Origin of the sequence: Streptomyces sp. NPDC059092, from assembly GCF_042756365.1 — a bacterium.
Taxonomy (GTDB): Bacteria; Actinomycetota; Actinomycetes; order Streptomycetales; family Streptomycetaceae; genus Streptomyces.
The window spans coordinates 13,303-31,194 of record NZ_JBHZEJ010000071.1; the positions used below are offsets into that span (position 1 = coordinate 13,303).

At 73.1% G+C, this 17,892-nt stretch carries 15 protein-coding genes; 7 read left to right on the forward strand and 8 right to left on the reverse strand.

Annotated features, from left to right (window positions below):
• Positions 1 to 14: 14 nt before the first annotated feature.
• Complete coding sequence (locus ACFXPL_RS30440; protein WP_384925643.1) at positions 15 to 1,118, reverse strand: FecCD family ABC transporter permease; 1,104 nt, start codon at positions 1,116 to 1,118, stop codon at positions 15 to 17.
• Between the two features lie 17 nt (positions 1,119 to 1,135).
• Complete coding sequence (locus tag ACFXPL_RS30445; RefSeq protein ID WP_384925645.1) at positions 1,136 to 2,284, reverse strand: FecCD family ABC transporter permease; 1,149 nt, start codon at positions 2,282 to 2,284, stop codon at positions 1,136 to 1,138.
• A 135-nt stretch (positions 2,285 to 2,419) separates the two neighbouring features.
• Here ACFXPL_RS30445 and ACFXPL_RS30450 point away from each other — a divergent pair, with 135 nt between their 5' ends.
• Positions 2,420 to 3,004: an MSMEG_1061 family FMN-dependent PPOX-type flavoprotein gene (locus ACFXPL_RS30450; protein WP_384925647.1), complete on the forward strand. Its 585-nt coding sequence runs from the start codon at positions 2,420 to 2,422 to the stop codon at positions 3,002 to 3,004.
• A 91-nt stretch (positions 3,005 to 3,095) separates the two neighbouring features.
• On the opposite strand, the gene ACFXPL_RS30455 is transcribed toward ACFXPL_RS30450, so the two are convergent.
• Entirely contained in the window at positions 3,096 to 4,769 is a 1,674-nt protein-coding gene (locus ACFXPL_RS30455) for a glycosyltransferase family 39 protein (protein ID WP_384925649.1), read from the reverse strand.
• A 57-nt stretch (positions 4,770 to 4,826) separates the two neighbouring features.
• Positions 4,827 to 5,192: an ArsR/SmtB family transcription factor gene (locus ACFXPL_RS30460; RefSeq protein WP_384925651.1), complete on the reverse strand. Its 366-nt coding sequence runs from the start codon at positions 5,190 to 5,192 to the stop codon at positions 4,827 to 4,829.
• A 249-nt stretch (positions 5,193 to 5,441) separates the two neighbouring features.
• Between ACFXPL_RS30460 and ACFXPL_RS30465 the strand changes: the two genes are divergently transcribed.
• Together ACFXPL_RS30465 and ACFXPL_RS30470 are read left to right on the forward strand one after the other, a co-directional pair.
• The gene (locus ACFXPL_RS30465; protein ID WP_384925653.1) at positions 5,442 to 6,791 is read left to right on the forward strand and encodes a DUF1254 domain-containing protein; all 1,350 of its coding nucleotides are present in this window, start codon (positions 5,442 to 5,444) and stop codon (positions 6,789 to 6,791) included.
• A gap of 93 nt (positions 6,792 to 6,884) precedes the next feature.
• The gene (locus ACFXPL_RS30470; RefSeq protein WP_384925655.1) at positions 6,885 to 7,397 is read left to right on the forward strand and encodes a hypothetical protein; all 513 of its coding nucleotides are present in this window, start codon (positions 6,885 to 6,887) and stop codon (positions 7,395 to 7,397) included.
• A 35-nt stretch (positions 7,398 to 7,432) separates the two neighbouring features.
• Here ACFXPL_RS30470 and ACFXPL_RS30475 read toward each other — a convergent pair whose 3' ends face one another.
• The 4 genes from ACFXPL_RS30475 to ACFXPL_RS30490 are packed head-to-tail and all read right to left on the reverse strand — an operon-like array spanning position 7,433 to position 11,784.
• The gene (locus ACFXPL_RS30475) at positions 7,433 to 8,464 is read right to left on the reverse strand and encodes a LacI family DNA-binding transcriptional regulator (protein ID WP_384925657.1); all 1,032 of its coding nucleotides are present in this window, start codon (positions 8,462 to 8,464) and stop codon (positions 7,433 to 7,435) included.
• 34 nt (positions 8,465 to 8,498) lie between these two features.
• On the reverse strand, positions 8,499 to 9,419 hold the full coding sequence (locus ACFXPL_RS30480) for a carbohydrate ABC transporter permease (RefSeq protein WP_384925659.1): 921 nt from the start codon (positions 9,417 to 9,419) through the stop codon (positions 8,499 to 8,501).
• Positions 9,416 to 10,462, reverse strand: a complete 1,047-nt coding sequence (locus ACFXPL_RS30485; RefSeq protein WP_384925661.1) for a carbohydrate ABC transporter permease — start codon at positions 10,460 to 10,462, stop codon at positions 9,416 to 9,418. The genes ACFXPL_RS30480 and ACFXPL_RS30485 overlap by 4 nt, the downstream gene beginning before the upstream one ends.
• Positions 10,462 to 11,784 carry an ABC transporter substrate-binding protein gene (locus ACFXPL_RS30490; protein ID WP_384925663.1) on the reverse strand — a complete coding sequence of 441 codons (1,323 nt, stop codon included), beginning with the start codon at positions 11,782 to 11,784 and terminating at the stop codon, positions 10,462 to 10,464. Before ACFXPL_RS30490 ends, ACFXPL_RS30485 begins: the two co-directional genes overlap by 1 nt.
• Before the next feature lie 232 nt (positions 11,785 to 12,016).
• Between ACFXPL_RS30490 and ACFXPL_RS30495 the strand changes: the two genes are divergently transcribed.
• The 4 genes from ACFXPL_RS30495 (at position 12,017) to ACFXPL_RS30510 (ending at position 17,518) form a co-directional block, all read left to right on the forward strand.
• Positions 12,017 to 14,038, forward strand: coding sequence for a beta-galactosidase (locus ACFXPL_RS30495; RefSeq protein WP_384925665.1), 2,022 nt, complete (start codon positions 12,017 to 12,019; stop codon positions 14,036 to 14,038).
• Between the two features lie 181 nt (positions 14,039 to 14,219).
• Positions 14,220 to 15,803 (forward strand): arabinogalactan endo-beta-1,4-galactanase, encoded by a 1,584-nt coding sequence (locus tag ACFXPL_RS30500; RefSeq protein WP_384925667.1) that lies wholly within the window; start codon positions 14,220 to 14,222, stop codon positions 15,801 to 15,803.
• 303 nt (positions 15,804 to 16,106) lie between these two features.
• Positions 16,107 to 16,670 (forward strand): SigE family RNA polymerase sigma factor, encoded by a 564-nt coding sequence (locus ACFXPL_RS30505; RefSeq protein WP_384925669.1) that lies wholly within the window; start codon positions 16,107 to 16,109, stop codon positions 16,668 to 16,670.
• Positions 16,670 to 17,518: a hypothetical protein gene (locus ACFXPL_RS30510; RefSeq protein ID WP_384925671.1), complete on the forward strand. Its 849-nt coding sequence runs from the start codon at positions 16,670 to 16,672 to the stop codon at positions 17,516 to 17,518. The genes ACFXPL_RS30505 and ACFXPL_RS30510 overlap by 1 nt, the downstream gene beginning before the upstream one ends.
• Positions 17,519 to 17,892: the final 374 nt, after the last annotated feature.

Here is a 17,892-nt window from a genome sequence, read left to right on the forward strand (position 1 = left end):
CCGAACGAAAGACCCTAGCCTCCCCTGCCCGCCCGGTTGGCGCGGGCCAGGAGCCACAGCAGATAGGGCGCGCCGATCACACCCGTCACCACACCCACCGGGAACTGGGTGGAACCCAGCAGATGCTGCGCGGCGAAGTCCGCGACCAGCACGATCAGCGCCCCGGTCAGCGCGGCGGGCAGCAGCGCGGCGCCCCGGCGCGGCACCAGCCGGCGGGCGATGGGCGCGGAGACGAACGCCACGAACGCCACCGGGCCCGCCGCGGCGGTCGCCACCCCGGCCAGCGCGACCGCGCAGAGGACCAGCGCCAGCCGGGCGCGCTCCACCCGGGTGCCGAGCCCCACCGCGGTCTCGTCGCCCAGTTGCAGGGTACGAAGGGGCCGCGCCGCGAGGAACGTCGGCGGCACGAGGAGTGCCAGGGCCACCACGAGCGGCCGGAGCTGGTCCCAGGACCGGCCGTTGAGGCTGCCCGTCAGCCACGCGAGGGCGTTCTGCGCCTCGGACAGGTTCGAACTCGTCAGCAGGTGGGAGATCATGCTGGACAGCGCCGCGCCGATCCCGATCCCGACCAGGATGAGCCGGTACCCGGCGACACCGCCGCGCCACGCGAGCGCGTAGATCGCCGCCGCCGTCACCAGCGCGCCCGCCAGGGCACTGGCGGAGAGGGCGTAACCACTGGCGCCGAAGGCCACACTGGCCAGCACCCCGGCCACGCCCGCCCCCGAACTGATCCCGATCACATCGGGACTGGCCAGCGGGTTGCGCAGCAGCGTCTGGAACACGGCGCCCGAGAGCCCGAAGGCCGCCCCGACCAGCAGGCCGATCAGCGCGCGCGGCAGCCGCAGTTCGAGGATGACGAACCGGGCGCCCCCGTCCCCGCCACCGGCCAGGGTCGCGACCACCTCGTCCAGCGGGACGAACAGGTCGCCGACAGCCAGCGACACGCACAACGCGGCCAGTACGGCGGCGCTCAGCGCCCCGCAGACCACCGCGGACCGGGTCCTCCCGGAACGCCGCGCCCGTACGACATCCGCAACAGCCGCGGTCAGCCGCGCGTCCGGCCGTTCCCCGGAACGGCCGTCGGGCCGGCCGTCCGGGCCGGTCGGGTTCTCTCCCACTCCAGCGGTCAGATCCTTCACAGCTCCACCAGATGACGACGGCGCACCAGAATCACGAAGGGCACGGCCCCGAGTACCGCCGTCACGATCCCCACCTGCACCTCACCGGGCCGGGCGATCAGCCGTCCCACGATGTCGGAGACCAGCATCAGCACGGGCGCCAGCAGCGCGCTGTACGGGAGGATCCAGCGGTAGTCGGGTCCGGTGAACATCCGGGCCGCGTGCGGTACGACCAGACCGACGAAGGCGATGGGGCCGACGACCGCGGTGGCCGTGCCGCACAGCACCATCACCGTCGCCGCGGACACGAGCCGCGCCGTGCCCACCCGCTGGCCCAGCGCCCGCGCCAGGTCGTCGCCCAGCGACAGTGTGTTGAGCCGCGGCCCCAGCGCCATGGCGAGCACCACCCCCACGGCGATGAACGGCAGCGCCTGCCAGAGCAGTTCGGCGTCCCGACCGGCCAGCGAACCGACCTTCCAGAACCGGAACCGGTCGAAGACCTGACGGTCCGTCAGCAGAATGGCGGTGGTCACCGAGCCCAGAATGGCGCTGGTCGCGGCCCCGGCCAGCGCCAGCTTCACCGGCGTGGCGCCGTCCCGTCCCAGCGAACCGACGCTGTAGACCAGTACGGTCGCGGCGAACGCGCCCAGGAGTCCGAACCAGATGTACTCGGACGGCGAACCGAAGCCGAGCAGACCGATCGCCGTCACCACGGCCACCGAGGCACCGGCGTTGACACCGAGAATGCCCGGGTCGGCCAGCGGGTTACGGGCCACGCCCTGCATGACCGCCCCGGCGAGCCCCAGCGCGACCCCCGCCATCAGCCCGGCGACGGTACGCGGAACGCGCTCCTCCCAGACGATGAGCTGCGCCTTCTCGGACAGATCCTGAGCGAACAGGGCCCGCAGCACATCGCCGCTCGCGGCGTCACCGGAACCGAACGCGAGACTGGCCCAGACCGCCACCACCAGCAGCCCCGCGGTCACCAGCAGGCCGGCGCCGAGGAGCGGACGCCCCCTGCGCGCGGTGGGGGAGGTGCGGTCGGCGGGTGCCTCGGCGGGCTCAGCGGCGGACCGGTCGGCGGAGCCGGGCCCGGTCCGGGCCCCGGAGTGCGCCCTCACGCTTCGTGGGCCTTCGCGCGGAGCGTCCCACCGTGCATCTGGCATGCCCTCACTGTGCTGTTCCTGGCACGGCCGACCGCGCCACGGAACCTGTTGAAACCATAAAGTAAGGTGAGCCTAACATTACTGATCCACGGTTCGGCCCCGCCCCCGCCCGGCCCCGTACACGGGAGAAGAACCTTGCCCCACCCCGCGACGACGCAGACCGGAGCGTTCCCCCTCGCCCCGCTCGACGACCGGCCGGCCGACCGCTCGGACCACCGCGAACTGCGGTCCGCCGACGAACTGCGCGAACTGCTCGGCACGCCGCACCCGATCGTGATCGACAAGGTCAGGGACCGGCTGATCCCCGACGACCTGGAGCTGCTGGCACGCTCGCCGTTCTGTCTGCTCTCCACCTCCGACAGCCGGGGCAACTGTGACGCCTCACCGCGCGGCGACGTGCCGGGTTTCGTCCGAGCCCTGGACTCCCGCACCCTGGTCCTCCCGGACCGGCCGGGCAACCGGCGGGCCGACAGCTTCCACAACATCCTGGAGAACCACCACGTCGGCCTGGTCCATCTCGTGCCCGGCAGCACGGAGGTGCTCCGCGTCAACGGACGGGCGCGCATCCTCACCGACGCGCCGTTCTTCGACGGGATGACCCTGAAGGGCCAACGCCCGCTGCTCGCCCTGCTGGTGGAGATCGACGAGATCTACCGGCACTGCCCGGCGGCCCTGCGCCGCTCGGGCCTCTGGAAACCGGAGAGCCGGCCGCAGGCGTGACAGCGGGACCGTGAGCCGGCACGGTACCGCGGCGCCGGCCCCCGGGTCCGACGTCCCGCCGTACCGCACGCGGGCACACCGCCCGGACGGCTCAGCAGTGGCCCCGGCGGGCGTGGACCGTGATCCGGGCCCGGGTCACGGTCCGGCCGCCGCACTCCTCGAAGTACGTCCGCAGCACCGCGCGTTTGACGGCCTCCGGGCCCGTCGCCTCCAGCGGCTGGCCGGGCAGATCCCGTACGGCCACGATCCGCCGCGCCGCCAGCATCCGGGCGCGCACCCGCCCCGCCGGCAGCTCCGTGCCGTGCAGGGTGTGCGACGCGACGGGGGAGCGGTCGAGGGCGAGATCAGCCAGCCCCCGGAACTCGCCGGGCCGCGCGAGCGTCCACACCCGGCGCCGCGCCGGCATGAAGAGCAGACCGTCACCGCGGCGCGCCGACTCCCGTACGGCGCGGGCGACGGCGGTGGCGTCGTTCTGGCGGCTCTGCGGGGTCCGCAGATGCGTGCCCACCGGGCACAGCGCGGCCAGCGCGGCCGCCACCGCCAGGACGGACACCGCCCGGCGCCGCGCGCGGGCCGCGTCCCCCGGGGTCCGGCACCGGTCGAGCGCGGCGCCGAGGAGCAGCGCGAGACCGACGGTGTACGAGAGGACGTAGCGCTCGACGTAGAACGGCCGCAACGGGGTGAGCGCCATCAGCAGCGCGCTCGGCAGGATCAGCAGCGGCAGCGCCAGTGTTTCCAGCCGGGGGACCGGTGGCGCGGCGGGGCGGTGGCGGGCGACGGCGCCGGACCCGCGCGGCGCCGTACGGGCACACACCACACCCACCGCGCTCACCACGGCGAAGCCCAGGACGTGCCGGACGCCCGGGGCACCGATCCAGTCGACCTGCGCCGACTGCGTCGTACTGAAGAGCGCGAGCGGCAGCAGCCCGGCGCCCACCGCGCCCGCGGCGGCGGCCCACGCCCGTACGGTCCGCCGGGACGCCCCGGAACACACCACCGTCACCCCGTGGGCGAACAGCGTCAGCACCGCGAACTCGTGCAGCAGACAGGCGGTCAGCAGCACCCCGGCGTACGCGGCCCACCGGCGCCGCCGCGACGGCCGCCCGAGCGCGCGCACCAGCAGCCAGCTCGCCCAGGTGACCAGCGCGCACACCAGCGCGTACGACCGGCCCTCCTGCGCGTACCGCTGCACGGCCGGGAGCAGCGGCAGTACCAGCCCGGCCAGGAGCCCGGCGCGCTCCCCGGCGAGCGCGCGGCCGAGCAGCGCGACCCCGGCGGACGCCGCCGCCACCGCGAGCACGGACGGCAGCCGCAGCGCCACGAGCCCGCCGTCCCAGAGGCCGAAGGCCCCGTGCATCAGCAGGTAGTAGAGGCCGTGGACCGCGTCGACCTGGCCGGCGGTGTGCCAGATCTGCCACGGGGCGCGGTGGGCCACCTCGTACGTGACGGCCTCGTCGCCCCAGAGCGTCCCGCCGCGCCGGATCCCCCACACCCCGAGCGCCAGCGCCAGTGTGGCCGGGGCGACCACGGCGAGCGCCCGCGAGTCCAGCGCCCGCGGCGACGGCGCGGCGGCGGGTGGCGGCGCGGGGGCCACCGGGCCGGGAGCGGACCGCGGTGACGGCAGGACGAGGGGGATGGCGGGCTCCGTTCCCTCCCGCGCGGGCCGGTCGGCGTGGCGCGGTGCGTACGGGGTGACCGGCCGCACTATCCCCGAACCGCGCGTGAGGAGTCCGGCGACGCCCCAGGAGGGGCCGGACGGTCCCACCGTCGGGCCCGGGGCCCGTACGCCGTCCGGGTCCGGCCGGCGTACGCGGGTCCCGTCCTACGCCTCGGGGCGTACGGGCAGATCGCGGGCGCCGAGGCGCAGGTGCTCGATGTGGTAGACGGCCTCGTCGAGCAGCCGCGCGACATGGTCGTCGTACAGGCTGTAGACGATGCGGCGGCCCTGCCGCACCCCGGTGACCAGCCCCAGCGCCCGCAGCAGACGCAACTGGTGGGAGACGGCCGACTGCTCCATCTCGACGGCCCCGGCCAGCTCCGTCACCCCGCAGGCGCTCTGCCGCAGCCGGGTCAGGATCATCAGCCGGGAGGGGGTGGCCAGCGCCTGGAGCGTGGCGGCGATGGTGGCGGCGGAGTCCGCGTCGAGATGTCCGGTCGGTGTGGCGCGTGCGTCGACTCCGTGTCCCATGGGCTCATCGTATATCCGTCGACACGTGAAGACTTGTTCGTGTGTCCGGCGGTGGCGGGGAGCCCGTACGCACCCGGACCCGTACGCACTCTGGCCCGTACGCACCCGGACCCGTACTCACCCGGACAGCGTCCGCCGGATGGCGGGCCCCGCCTTCGGCGGCCGACGATGGCCGCACCCCGGTGACGGGACAGGGACGTACAACAGGACGGGACGTCCTCCACCGGACGCGACGGAGAGGCGGACGGCATGAGTGATCTGCGGGCGCTGGCGGCCGAGGCGTACGTCTACGGCTATCCGATGGTGTTCAACCTGGACCAGGCCGACCGCTTCACCCACGCCGGCCTCGGCCTGGTACCGCCCGCGCCCTTCAACACCCTGTCCCACAGCGCCGGGCCGGCCGGGCCGTGGGACAGCTTCCCCGGCGTCGACAACGACACCGTCCACTCCGTGGCCCAGCTCGACCTCTCCGGCGGCCCGCTGCTGCTGACCGTGCCCGACACGGCCGACCGCTACTACGTCCTGCGGTTCGTGGACGCGTGGACCAACACCTTCGCCTATGTCGGACGGCGCGCCACCGGCACCGCAGCCGGCCGCTTCCTGCTCACCGGGCCCGGATGGAGCGGCGAGGTCCCGGCCGGGACCACCCGGATCGCCTGCCCCACCGCGGTGGCCTCGCTCGCCGGCCGCTGGGCGTACGAGGGCGCCGGGGACCTCGCCGCCACCGCCGCGCTCCAGCGGGCCACCCGCCTGGAGCCGTACGCGCCCGGCGCCGGCGGTGGCACCGCCGCACCTCTCGCGGGCCTGCCGCTCTCCGACCCGGACGTCACCGACGGCACCCTGATGTTCTTCGAGAAGCTGCGGGTACGGATGGCGGCGTTCCCGCCGGCCCCCGTCGACGCGGAGTACCAGCGCCGCTTCGCGCCGCTCGGCCTGCTGGCCCCGTCGAGCCCCTACCCGGCGCCGGAGCCCGAACTGGCCGACGCCCTGCGCGAGGGGTTCACCGAGGGCAGGGAGCGCGTCGAGTACGCCGCCGCGCACGCCGAGGGCCCGGAGCAGAACGGCTGGCGGCTCGCCTACCACGCCTTCGACCACAACGCGGACTTCCTCGGGACGGGCGTCCTGACCGGCCCGGAGTGGACGGTCCGCGACCGGGGCGCGGCGCGGCTGCTGCGGGCCGCGGCGGCCCGCACCGACCTGTGGGGCGGCCATGGTTACGAAGCCGCCTACGCGATGATCTGGAACGACGCGGACGGAGAGCCGCTGGAGGGGCGCCACCCCTACACGCTCCGCTTCGAACAGCCGCCGCCCGTCGACGCGTTCTGGTCGCTCACCATGTACGACCTGCCCGAGTACCACCTCGTCGGCAACCCCCTCGACCGGTACGCGATCGGCGACCGCACCCCGGGGCTGCGCCGCGCCGCCGACGGTTCGCTCACGCTCCATCTGCGGGCCGACCGCCCGGAGAGCGGGGAAGAGGCCGCCAACTGGCTGCCCACCCCGCCCGGACGCTTCCGCCCCGTCCTGCGGCTGTACCAGCCGCGCCCCGCGCTCCTCGACGGCGGCTACGTCCTTCCGGCGATCCGCCGCGCGGCCTGACGCCCGCGGCCGGTGCCGCGGCCGGGAGGTGCGGCCCGGCCCCGTCACTATGATGGTGGGGCTGTCCGCCGCACCACGTCTGGAGCCCCGTCGATGACGCCGCCCGCAACCGCCCGCGTCCTGGTCACCCTCGACGAGGATCTCGCCCGGGCCGCCGCCGACCGGCAGGGCGCGCTGTGGAAACTGGCCGAGCCCGGACGGGCCCTGGACGCCAACGTCGTACGGCTGCCGCCGGGCGCGGGCGTCGCCGAGCACAGCGACGACGTGCTCGACGTCCTGCTCGTCGTCCTGGACGGCGACGGGACGCTCGGCACACCCGCCGGGACCGAGCCGCTCGCCCCGCACGCGGTGGTGTGGCTGCCCAGGACCTCGCGCCGCTCGCTGACCGCGGGCGACCGCGGCCTGGTCTATCTGACCGCGCACCCGCGCCGGCCCGGACTGACGGTCGCCACCGCGGCACCGGGCGCCGCCCGCGTGCAGGCGCCGCCGGCCGAGGGCGGCGAGCCGCCCTGCGCGCTGAACCGCGTCTGCGCCGCGTGCGGACGCCTCTGCGGGGAGAGCGACGCGCGGTTCTGCGCCCGCTGCGGGGACGCCCTGCCCGCCTGACGGCCAGGCCGGGCGTCCGGGGACGGGCCCCGGTGTCAGGCCGAGTCGCGCAGGACCAGTTCGGTGGGGAGGATGACCGTGGAGGTGTCCTCCCCGCCGATCTGGGCGAGCAGCACCCGTACCATCTCCGCGCTGATGCGGTCCCACGGCTGGCGGATCGTGGTCAGCGCGGGCCGGGTGTCCAGGGCCGCGGGCGAGTCGTCGAAACCGCCCACCGCGACATCCTCGGGCACCCGGCGCCCGGCGTCCCCGAGCGCCGCGAGCACCCCCCGCGCCATCAGGTCCGACGCGACGAACACCGCGTCCAGGTCCGGTGCCCGCCGCAGCAGTTCCACGGCGGCGGCCTCCCCGCTCGCCCGGCTGTAGTCACCGGCGGCGACCAGCCGGTCGTCGGCCTCGATACCGGACTCGGCCAGGACCTCCCGGTAGCCGGCCAGCCGCTCCGTACCGCCAGGGGTGTCCAGCGGACCGGTCACCGTGGCGATCCTGCGGCGCCCGCCGCGTACGAGATGGCGCACCATCTCGCGCGCGCCGTCCCGGTCGTCGGCCGCGACGTAGCTGACCTTCGAACTCTGCCCGAGCGGTTTCCCGCAGGCCACCAACGGCACCCGGGCCGCCCGCAGTTGCTCGGTGACACGGTCGCCGGAGTGGCTGGACACCAGCAGGACGCCATCGACGTGGCCCGAGGTGATGTAGCGGGCGATCCGGCGCCGTTCGTCCTTGGTCCCCGCGATCATCAGCAGCAGCGGGATGTCGTGCGCGGCCAGCGCCTGCGTACAACCCCGCAGCAGCACATTGAAGTTGGGGTCCTCGAAGAACCGCTCCTGGGGCTCGGTGAGCAGGAAGGCGACCGAGTCGGAGCGGCCCGTGATGAGACTGCGGGCATGCCGGTTGACGACGTAACCCGTCCTGCGGATCGCGGCGTTGACGGCTTCCTCGGCGGCCGGGCTCACGTAGTGGCCGCCGTTGAGGACACGCGAGACGGTGCCCCGGGAGACACCCGCCTCCCGTGCCACGTCGTGGATGGTCGGCGGCTTGCGCCGGCCGTTGCTGCCCGTGCGGTTCATACCTGTTCGTTCTCTCGTGATCGTGTCTGTCGCGTCAGGACTTTACGGCCCCGGACAGCAGGTCCAGGCTCCAGAACCGCTGGATGACCAGGAACAGCGCGATCAGTGGCACCACCGCGAGCAGCGCACCCGTGATGACCAGAGTGTAGAGCGACGGGGTGTTGGATCCCTGCTGGAGGAGGGTGTAGAGACCCAGGGTGACGGGGAACTTCTGGTCGTCGCCGAGCATGATGTAGGGGAGGAGGAAGTTGTTCCAGATGGCCACGAACTGGAAGAGGAACACCGTCACCAGCCCCGGCAGCATCATCGGCAGCGCCACCGACCGGAAGATCCGCCACTCGCCGCCGCCGTCCATCCGGCCGGCCTCCACCACGTCGCGCGGTACGGACGCCGCCGCGTAGATCCGGGCGAGGTAGACACCGTACGGGGAGAGGATCACCGGCAGCAGCACGGACAGATAGCTGTCGGCCATGTCGGCCTTCGCCATCAGCAGGTACTGCGGTACGGCGAGGATGACCGGCGGCATCAGGACGCCCGCGAGCAGCACGTTGAAGATCGTCTCGCGGCCCCGGAAGCGGTAGACGGCGAGGGCGTACCCGCTCAGCGCGGAGACCGCCGTCGAGAGCAGGGCGCCGGCCCCTGAGTAGAACAGGGAGTTGAGCATCCACCGCCAGTAGACGCCCTCCCGGTACGCGGACAGTTCGGCGACGTTGTCCGTGAAGCCCGTGCCGGGCAGGAAGGTGAAGGTGGAGAACAGTTCGCGGCCCGACTTGGTGGAGGCCACCACGATCCACGCCACGGGCAGCAGACAGTAGAGCGCGCCGACGAACAGGGTGATCGTGGGCACCCAGGCGATCCGGCGCCGTTGCTTCGGCCGGGCCGGCGGCGGCCCCTGCGCGGTGCCCGGGGTGGTGCCGGCCGCGGGCGCGGCGCGGCGGGTGGTGACAGCGTTCACGGGGTCTCTCCCTGGTTCGAACGCGAGTTCGCGGCCTTGAGGAAGCCGAAGGACAGGACGAGGGTCACGACCGCGATGACCACGGAGGTGGCCGCCGCCGAGTAGATGTCTCCCTTGACGAAGGCGTCCTGATAGACCTTCATCAGCGGGGACCAGGTGGTGGAGAGCGAGTTGGTCAGGGGCTTGAGGGTGGTGGGTTCGCTGAACACCTGGAGGGTCGCGATGATCGAGAAGAAGAACGTCAGCACCAGCGCGGGCGCCACGATCGGGATCTTGATCCGCAGCGCGGTCTGGAGCTGCGAACAGCCGTCCAGCCGGGCCGCCTCGTAGATCTCGACGGGGATCGAGCGCAGCGACGTGTAGATGACGATCATGTTGAAGCCGGTGCCGCCCCACAGGGCGATGTTGGCCAGCGCGAGGTACAGCGGCCCGCCGTCCAGCAGGTTCGGCTGGGGCAGTCCGGCCTTGTCCAGCAGGTAGTAGAAGGGACTCACGTCCGGCAGGTAGAGGAAGCCCCACATCAGCGCGGCGATCACCCCGGGGACCGCGTACGGCAGGAAGATCGCGAGCCGCGAGAAGCCGCTGAGCCGGGTGCGCTCGGCGTCCAGCATCAGGGCGAGGACCAGCGCGAGGCCGAGCATCGCGGGGACCACGATCGCCCCGTACCCGAGCACGCGCAGCGCGCTGGAGAGCAGTTGGGAGTCGGAGAGCGCGTCCGTGTAGTTGGAGAGCCCGGCCCAGACCTCCTGGCGGGCGCCCCTGCCGAGGCCGAGCCCCTTGACCTCGACCTTGCGCAGGCTCAGATGGAGGGCGTACCCGATGGGCAGGGCGAAGAAGAGCGCGAACAGCGCGACGGCGGGCAGCAGGAAGGCGAACGGCGCGTTGCGCACCTGCCGGCTCGCCCGGCTGTGCGGGCGGCGCCCGCCGCGACCGCGCGCGCCGGGCGGCACGGCGACGGTGGTGGTACCGGTGGTGCCGGGATCGGTGCCGGTGGAGCCCGGCGCGCGGCCTGAGCCGCCCGCCGGGCGCGGGGTGGCGGCCATCAGCCGGTGACCTCGAAGCCCTGCTTCTTCAGGTCGGCGACGGTGGACTCCTGCATGGTGGCCAGGGCCGCGCCGAAGCCCGACTTGTTCTTGGCCGCGGTGGCGAAGGAGTCGCGGAAGGTGGTGTACGCGACGTTCACGTTCGGGCCCCACGCGGAGGGCGCGGTGCTCTTCGCGATCTCGGCGGCCGTGGTGTAGAAGTCCGGCTGGTTCGAGAAGAACGCGGGGGCCTGGCTCAGCGCGCCGCCGGTCTGCGCGGCGGTGGCGGCCGGGTAGATCCCGCCCTCCTTGACCAGCGCGGCCAGCGCGTCGCTGTCGGTGTTCAGCCAGGTGGCGAACTTCGCTGCGGCCTTCTTGTGCCGCGAGTCGTTGGTGACCCCGGTGGACGAGCCGCCCCAGCTCCCGGTCGTCGGCCTGGCCGCGTCCCACTGCGGCAGCGGGGCCATGGACCACTTGTCCTCGGTGTCCGGCGCGGCGGTCGTCAGGGTGCCCGGCGCCCAGACCGCGCTGACCCAGGCGATCTGCTTGCCGGTGTTGAGCGCCTTGTTCCAGGACGGGGTGTACATGGGCTGGTTGTCGATGGCGCCCTCCTTGACGAGACCGCCCCAGAAGTCCGCGACCTTCTTCGTGGCGGCGTCGTCGATCCCCACGTTCCAGGTGTCGCCCTTGGTGGTCCACCACTGGGCGCCCGCCTGCTGGGCGAGACCGGCGAAGAGCCCCGCGTCGTTGCTGGAGAACGTCGTCAGCGCCTTGGACGGGTCCTTCTTCTTCAGTGCGCGGGCCGTCTCGGCGAACGCGTCCCAGGTGGTGGGCACGGTGAGCCCGTACTTCTTGAAGAGGTCCGCGCGGTAGTAGAACATCATCGGCCCGGAGTCCTGCGGGACCGCGTAGACGGCGTCCGTCCCGAGCGTGGTCTGCTGCCAGACGCCCGCGGCGAACTTGTCCTCCGCGCCCTTGACATCGCCGGAGATGTCCGCGAGGACGTCGTTGCTGACCAGCGTCGGCAGCGCCTGGTACTCCGCCTGCACCAGGTCGGGGGCCTTCTTCGCCTTGGCCGCGGTGATGATCTTGGTGACCAGGTCGTCGCCGGACGCCTGCTTCTTCACCGTGACCTTGATGCCGGTCTTCTTGCCCTCCGTCGTGTTCCAGAGCTCGGCGACCTTGTCCATGCCGGGGGCCCAGGCCCAGTAGGTGAGGTCGGCCGGCCCGTCGGCCCCCGCGTCGTCGTCGCCGGAACCGGAACCGCACGCGGCGAGCGCGGTGGCGCCGAGCGCGATGGCGAGGGACGTGGCCACGAGGCGTCTGCGCGTCGTGAATTGCATGGTGTTACTCCCCTGAAGAACCCTGACGGAGGTCCCCGACCTGCGGACGGCGGACCGGCCCTGCTCTGTGAGCGTTCACAGTAGAGAAACGTCCCGGACACTTGTCAATGGTTGTTCCTGTGCGGTTATGTTGGATCTACCGGGCCCGTTGCGATGTGTGCACGTTCCCACACCCGACGCACACGAGGGCCCTGTCCGCTCGCCGGCCGTACCGCACCACAGGAGGCAATCCATGCCGCACACCGCACCCGAGGGCCTGCCGGGGCTCGCGTTCGGCGGGGACTACAACCCCGAGCAGTGGCCGGAGGCCGTCTGGCAGGAGGACGTCCGCCTCATGCGCGAGGCCGGCGTCAACCTGGTGTCGGTCGGCATCTTCTCGTGGGCGCTGCTCGAACCGGAACCTGGCCGGTACGACTTCGGCTGGCTGGACCGGGTCATCGACCTGCTCCACGAGAACGGCGTACGGGTGGACCTCGGCACCCCCACCGTCGCCCCGCCCGCCTGGTTCTACCGCGACCACCCCGACGCGCTCCCGGTCACCCGCGAGGGCACGCGGTACGCGTTCGGCTCACGCGGCGCGATCTGCCACAGCTCACCGGCGTACCGCGAGGCCGCCGCCGCCATCACGGAACAGCTCGCCCTGCGCTACGGATCCCACCCCGCGCTGGCACTGTGGCACGTCCACAACGAGTACGGCGTCCCCGTCAGCGCCTGTTACTGCGACACCTGCGCCGACCACTTCCGAGCCTGGCTGCGCGCCACCTACCAGGACCTCGACGCGGTCAACGACGCCTGGGGCACCGCCTTCTGGGGCCAGCGCTACGGCTCCTTCGACGAGATCCAGCCGCCCAGGGCCACCCCCACCGTGTGCAACCCCGCCCACCGGCTCGACTACGCGCGCTTCGCCGACGCCACGATGCGCGAGAACTTCGTACGGGAGCGCGACCTGCTCCACCGGCTCGCCCCCGGCATCCCCGTCACCACCAACTTCATGACCGCCCTCAGCCAGTGCGAGTCCGTCGACTACTGGGCCTGGGGCCGCGAGGTCGACCTCGTCACCAACGACCATTACCTCATCACCGACGGCCGCCGCACCCACGTGAACCTCGCCATGGCCGCCGACCTCACCCGCTCCGTGGCAGGCGGCTCTCCCTGGCTGCTGCTCGAACACTCCACCAGCGGCGTCAACTGGCAGCCCCGCAACCCGGCCAAGGCGCCCGGCCAGATGGCCCGCAACAGCCTCGCCCACGTGGCACGCGGCTCGGAGGGGGCGCTGTTCTTCCAGTGGCGCCAGTCCCGGCGCGGCGCCGAGAAGTTCCACTCCTCGATGGTGCCGCACGCCGGCACCGACAGCCGTGTCTGGCGCGAGGTCGTCGGCCTCGGCGCCCACCTGGACAGCCTCGCCACCGTACGCTCCACCCGTACCGTCGCCGACGCCGCCGTCGTCTGGGACTGGCAGTCCTGGTGGGCGCAGCGCCTCGAATGGCGGCCGAGCGAGGACCATGACGCCCGCGAGCGCGCCGACTCCTTCTACGAGGCGCTCTACGACCGCCACCTCACCGTCGACTTCGCCCACCCCGAGGCCGACCTCTCCCGCTACCCGCTCGTCGTGGTGCCCGCCCTCTACCTCGCCACCGAGGAGACCGGCCGTAACCTGCGCGCCTACGTCGAGAACGGCGGCACCCTCGTCGTCTCGTACTTCTCCGGCATCGTCGACGAGCACGACGCCGTCCACCCCGGCGCCCACCCCGGCGTGCTGCGCGACGTCCTCGGCCTGACCGTCGAGGAGTTCTCCCCGCTCGGCGAGGGTGAGCGCGTCCGGATCACGGCGGCCGACGGCGCGGAGCTGACCGCCGACCTGTGGAGCGAGTTCGTCGTCCCGCGCGGCGCCGAGACGGTCTGGACCTACGCCGACGGACTCGCCGCGGGTCACCCTGCCGTCACCCGCCACCGCCTCGGCCGCGGCACCGCCTGGTACGTCTCCACCCGGCTCGCCCCCGGCGCCCTCGACACGGTCCTCGGCGCCGCCGCCGACGACGCGGGGATCGCGCCGCGCGCCGAACTGCCGCACGACGTCGAGGTCGTACGCCGGTCAGGGGAGAGCGGCGAGTACCTGTTCGCCATCAACCACACCGGTACGGACGCCAAGGTGCCGCTGCCCGCCGCGGGCACCGAACTCCTCACCGGTGAACGGGCCTCGGGCGGTCTCGCCCTGCCGGCCGGAGCCGTACGGGTCGTGAAGCTCGACGACTGAGCGCCGCCTCCCCCGGGCCCGCGCCGCCGCGCCGGGCCCGGGGACAGGCTGCCGTACACGTACCACCGCACCGCACGCGCACCACCGAGCCGCACACGCACCACCGAGCACCACAACGGTATTGCCGAGCACCACCGGGACACACCCGCCTGTCCGTCCATCGGTCGAAGGGACATCGACGATGCACCTCGCACACCGCACCTGGCGCACCCGACTCGGAGCCACCACCACCGCCGCACTCGGCGCGCTGCTCCTGACCGCGCTGCCCGCGCAGCAGGCCCAGGCCGCCACGACCCTCACCAACCCCGGCTTCGAGTCCGACGCCACCGGCACCGCCACCCCCACCGGCTGGTCCACCTACTCGGCCGCCGGGCAGAACGCCGCCTCGTTCACCGAGAGCGGCGGCTCCAGCGGCAGCCGCCGCCTCACCCACTGGGCGGCCTCGGCGTACAAGGTCGAGACCTACCAGTACCTGACGGGCCTGGCCGACGGTACGTACACACTCAGCGCCCGTGTCCGCTCCAGCGGCGGCCAGAACTCCACGTACATCGCCCTGCGCAACTGCGGCGGCGCCGAGCAGCGTACGGATCTGCCGCCCACCGCCGACGGCGCGTGGATCCGTGTCGTGACCTCGGTGCGGGTGACCGGCGGCGCCTGCACCGTCAGCCTCAACTCCGACGCGCGCGCGGGGGAGTGGGCCAACTTCGACGACCTGACGTTCGCGCCCGGCACCACCGGCCTGAGTATCAAGGGCGGCGACCTCTCCACCCTCCCGAAGAACGAGGCGTTCGGCGCCACCTACAGCGGCACGGGCGGGCAGAGCGGCAACGCGCTCGGCCTGCTGCGCGGCGCGGGCATGAACTACGTACGGCTCAAGGTGTGGGTGAACCCGGCCGACGGCTACAACAACAAGGCCCGTGTCCTCGCCATGGCCAAGCGGGCCAAGGCCGAGGGCATGAAGGTGCTGATCGACTTCCACTACGCGGACCGCTGGGCCGACCCGGGCCAGCAGCCCAAGCCCGCCGCCTGGGCCTCGCACACGTACAGCCAGCTCCGTACGGACGTCTACAACCACACCTACGACGTGCTGAACGCCCTCAAGACGCAGGGCACCACGGCCGACATGGTCCAGATCGGCAACGAGATCAACGGCGGCATGCTCTGGCCCGAGGGCTCCACCGACAACTGGACCCAGCTCGCCGGCCTGCTGACCTCCGGCGCCCAGGCCGCGAAGGCCGTCTCCTCCTCCACACAGATCGCGCTCCATCTCGCCAAGGGCGGCGACAACGGGGGCACCCGCTGGTGGTTCGACCAGGCGGTGGCCCGGCAGGTGCCCTTCGACGTGATCGCCCTCTCGTACTACGGGTACTGGCACGGACCGCTCTCCGGGCTCCAGGCCAATCTGGACGATGTGTCCGCCCGCTACGGCAAGCCGGTGCTCGTCGCCGAGACGGCGTACGCCAGCACCCTCGCCAACGGCGACTTCCTGGAGAACAACATCGCGACCAGCGGCCAACTGGCGCCCGGCTACCCGGCCACCCCCGCCGGCCAGGCCGCCAACCTCCGGGACGTGATGAACGTCGTCGAGGCGGTCCCGGGCGGACGCGGTCTGGGCATCGTCTACTGGGAACCGGCCTGGACCGCGGTGAAGGGCAGTGGCTGGGACCCGCAGGACCCGTCCTCGGGCAACGCCTGGGAGAACCAGGCGCTCTTCGGGTACGACACGAAGCTCCTGCCCGCCGCGAGCTGGTTCGCCCACCGCTGACCCCCGCCCACCGCTGACCGCCGCGCGCCGGCACCTGCGGGTGTCCGGGGCGCCGCGGAGCCCGCCCCCTGGCGCGTACGCGTGCGACACCGTACGCGCCAGGGGGTCTCCGTCCCCACGGGCGGACAGCGACCGGAAAATCGTCAACGCGGCAGAACTGGCCGGTAATTGACGGTGTGTGAGGCAGACGACCCGGACCGGGCGCAGCGGGAGGGGCCTTCGGCCGATCCCGCTGCTACGCTCCGCATCTCGGTGCCGTGACCCGGCCGGTGACCGAGCGGGAAGCAGACAAGGAGCGGCATCGTGGGCACAGCCGTCGACGATCCCACCAGCGCCGAATTCCACGAGTTCTTCGAACGGCACTACGCCGAACTCTCCCGGCTCGCCTACCTGTTGACCGGCGAGGCCGACACGGCCGACGATCTCGCCTCGGACGCCCTGCTCGCGCTCTGGCGCCGCTGGGACCGTGTCAGGGCGGCCGACCACCCCGTCGCGTACGCCCGCGGGGTGGTCACGAACCTGGCCAAGTCCCGTATCCGCAGCGCCGTGCGGGAGCGCCGCCGCGTCGCGCTGTTCTGGTCACAGCGCGGCGACCGGTTCGACGGCCCCGACGTGCCCGCCGTGCTCGACGTACGGACGGCACTGCGGCGCCTGCCGTTCCGCAAACGCGCCTGCGTGGTGCTGCGCCACGCCCTCGACCTCTCCGAACGGGACACGGCGCTGGCCCTCGGCATCTCGGTGGGTACGGTCAAGAGCCAGACCTCCCGGGGGATGGCGGAGCTGCAACGGCTGCTCGGCCCGGGGGCGTCGGCGCAGCGGGTGCGTGCCACGGTGGCGGCGGACCGTACCGAAGGAGGCAGGGGCTGATGGTGGACGACGACCTGCCCGCGCGGTTGCGGGAGGCGGCCGGTGAGCACCGTCCTGACCGGGAGCACATGCTCGCACGCGTGGAGCGCGGCATGGCGGGCCCGAGGACGGCCGGGCGCGCCCCGCAGCCCCTCCGTCCGGCGGGCTGGCTGCGCGTGGCCGTGGTGACGGCCGCGGCGGCCGGCGCGCTCGGCGTCGGAGCGCTCGCGCTCGTCTCCACCCAGGGCGCGGCGAACCAGACGGTGGCCGCCTCCCCGGAACCGGCGCGACCGTCGGCGGAGTCCGCCCCGGGCGTCCCGCCCCCGCACGCCCCGGTGGAGCAGTCGCCGAGCCGGAGCCCGGAGGACCACGCCACGGCCGGGACGTCGCGCCCCGCCGCCCCGCCGGACACGCGTACCCCGCCCGCCGTCCCGGACCGCCCCCCGGCCGGTTCGGCCGGCCCTTCCCCGACCCCGCGGAGCGGCTTCCTGCGGTCGGGCGGGGTGGTGGACCCGCACAGCAACGCCTACTGGGCGCAGAGCAACATCACGCTCCGGACCGGGCAGCCGCTGACGTCGCTCACCGTGGAGCTGCGGGTCGCCGCCACCGGCGGGATCGAGGACGCCGGTTCCTGGCGGTCGCTGCCCGAGCAGGACTTCACCGTCTCCGTCCGTGTGCGCGACGGCGCGCTGGTCTACCGGTGGACGCTGCGGGACGGCGCGACCGTACCGGCCGGCGAGCACGTCTTCGCGGGCCAGTACAACCACGACGAGGGCGGACGCAACGCCGAGGACGACCGCTACACGGCACGGGCGGTCTCCTCCGGTGTCACGGCCGAGGTGACGGGCGGCTTCGCGCCGGGAGGCTGAGCGGCCCCGGGCCTGGCCGCGGCCCCCGGTCCCCGCGCTCGGTGTGCCGGCGTGCCCGATGTCCGGCCGCGATTCGGTGTTGTGTGTTCTGTATCACATCGTGATCGGTTTCCGGGCGGTCGCGAGCCGGGGCGCCGCCCGGCGCGACTCTGCCGGAGTGGCAACGGTGCAGGCGGGAGCGGTGTCCGAGGGTGTTCGCGCGGTCGCGTGGCGTTGTTGCGTGAGAGGCGCGTGTGCCTGGATGTAAAGGGAGCGTCGCTTTCCGTATTTTTTTCTTGGGTTCGCGTTGCACGTTTGACCGTCCCGGTCGGAAATCCTGCCTCTTGAGGACACCGAAGTCCTCCAGCACCGGCGGGGGTTGGCGGTGCTGTCCA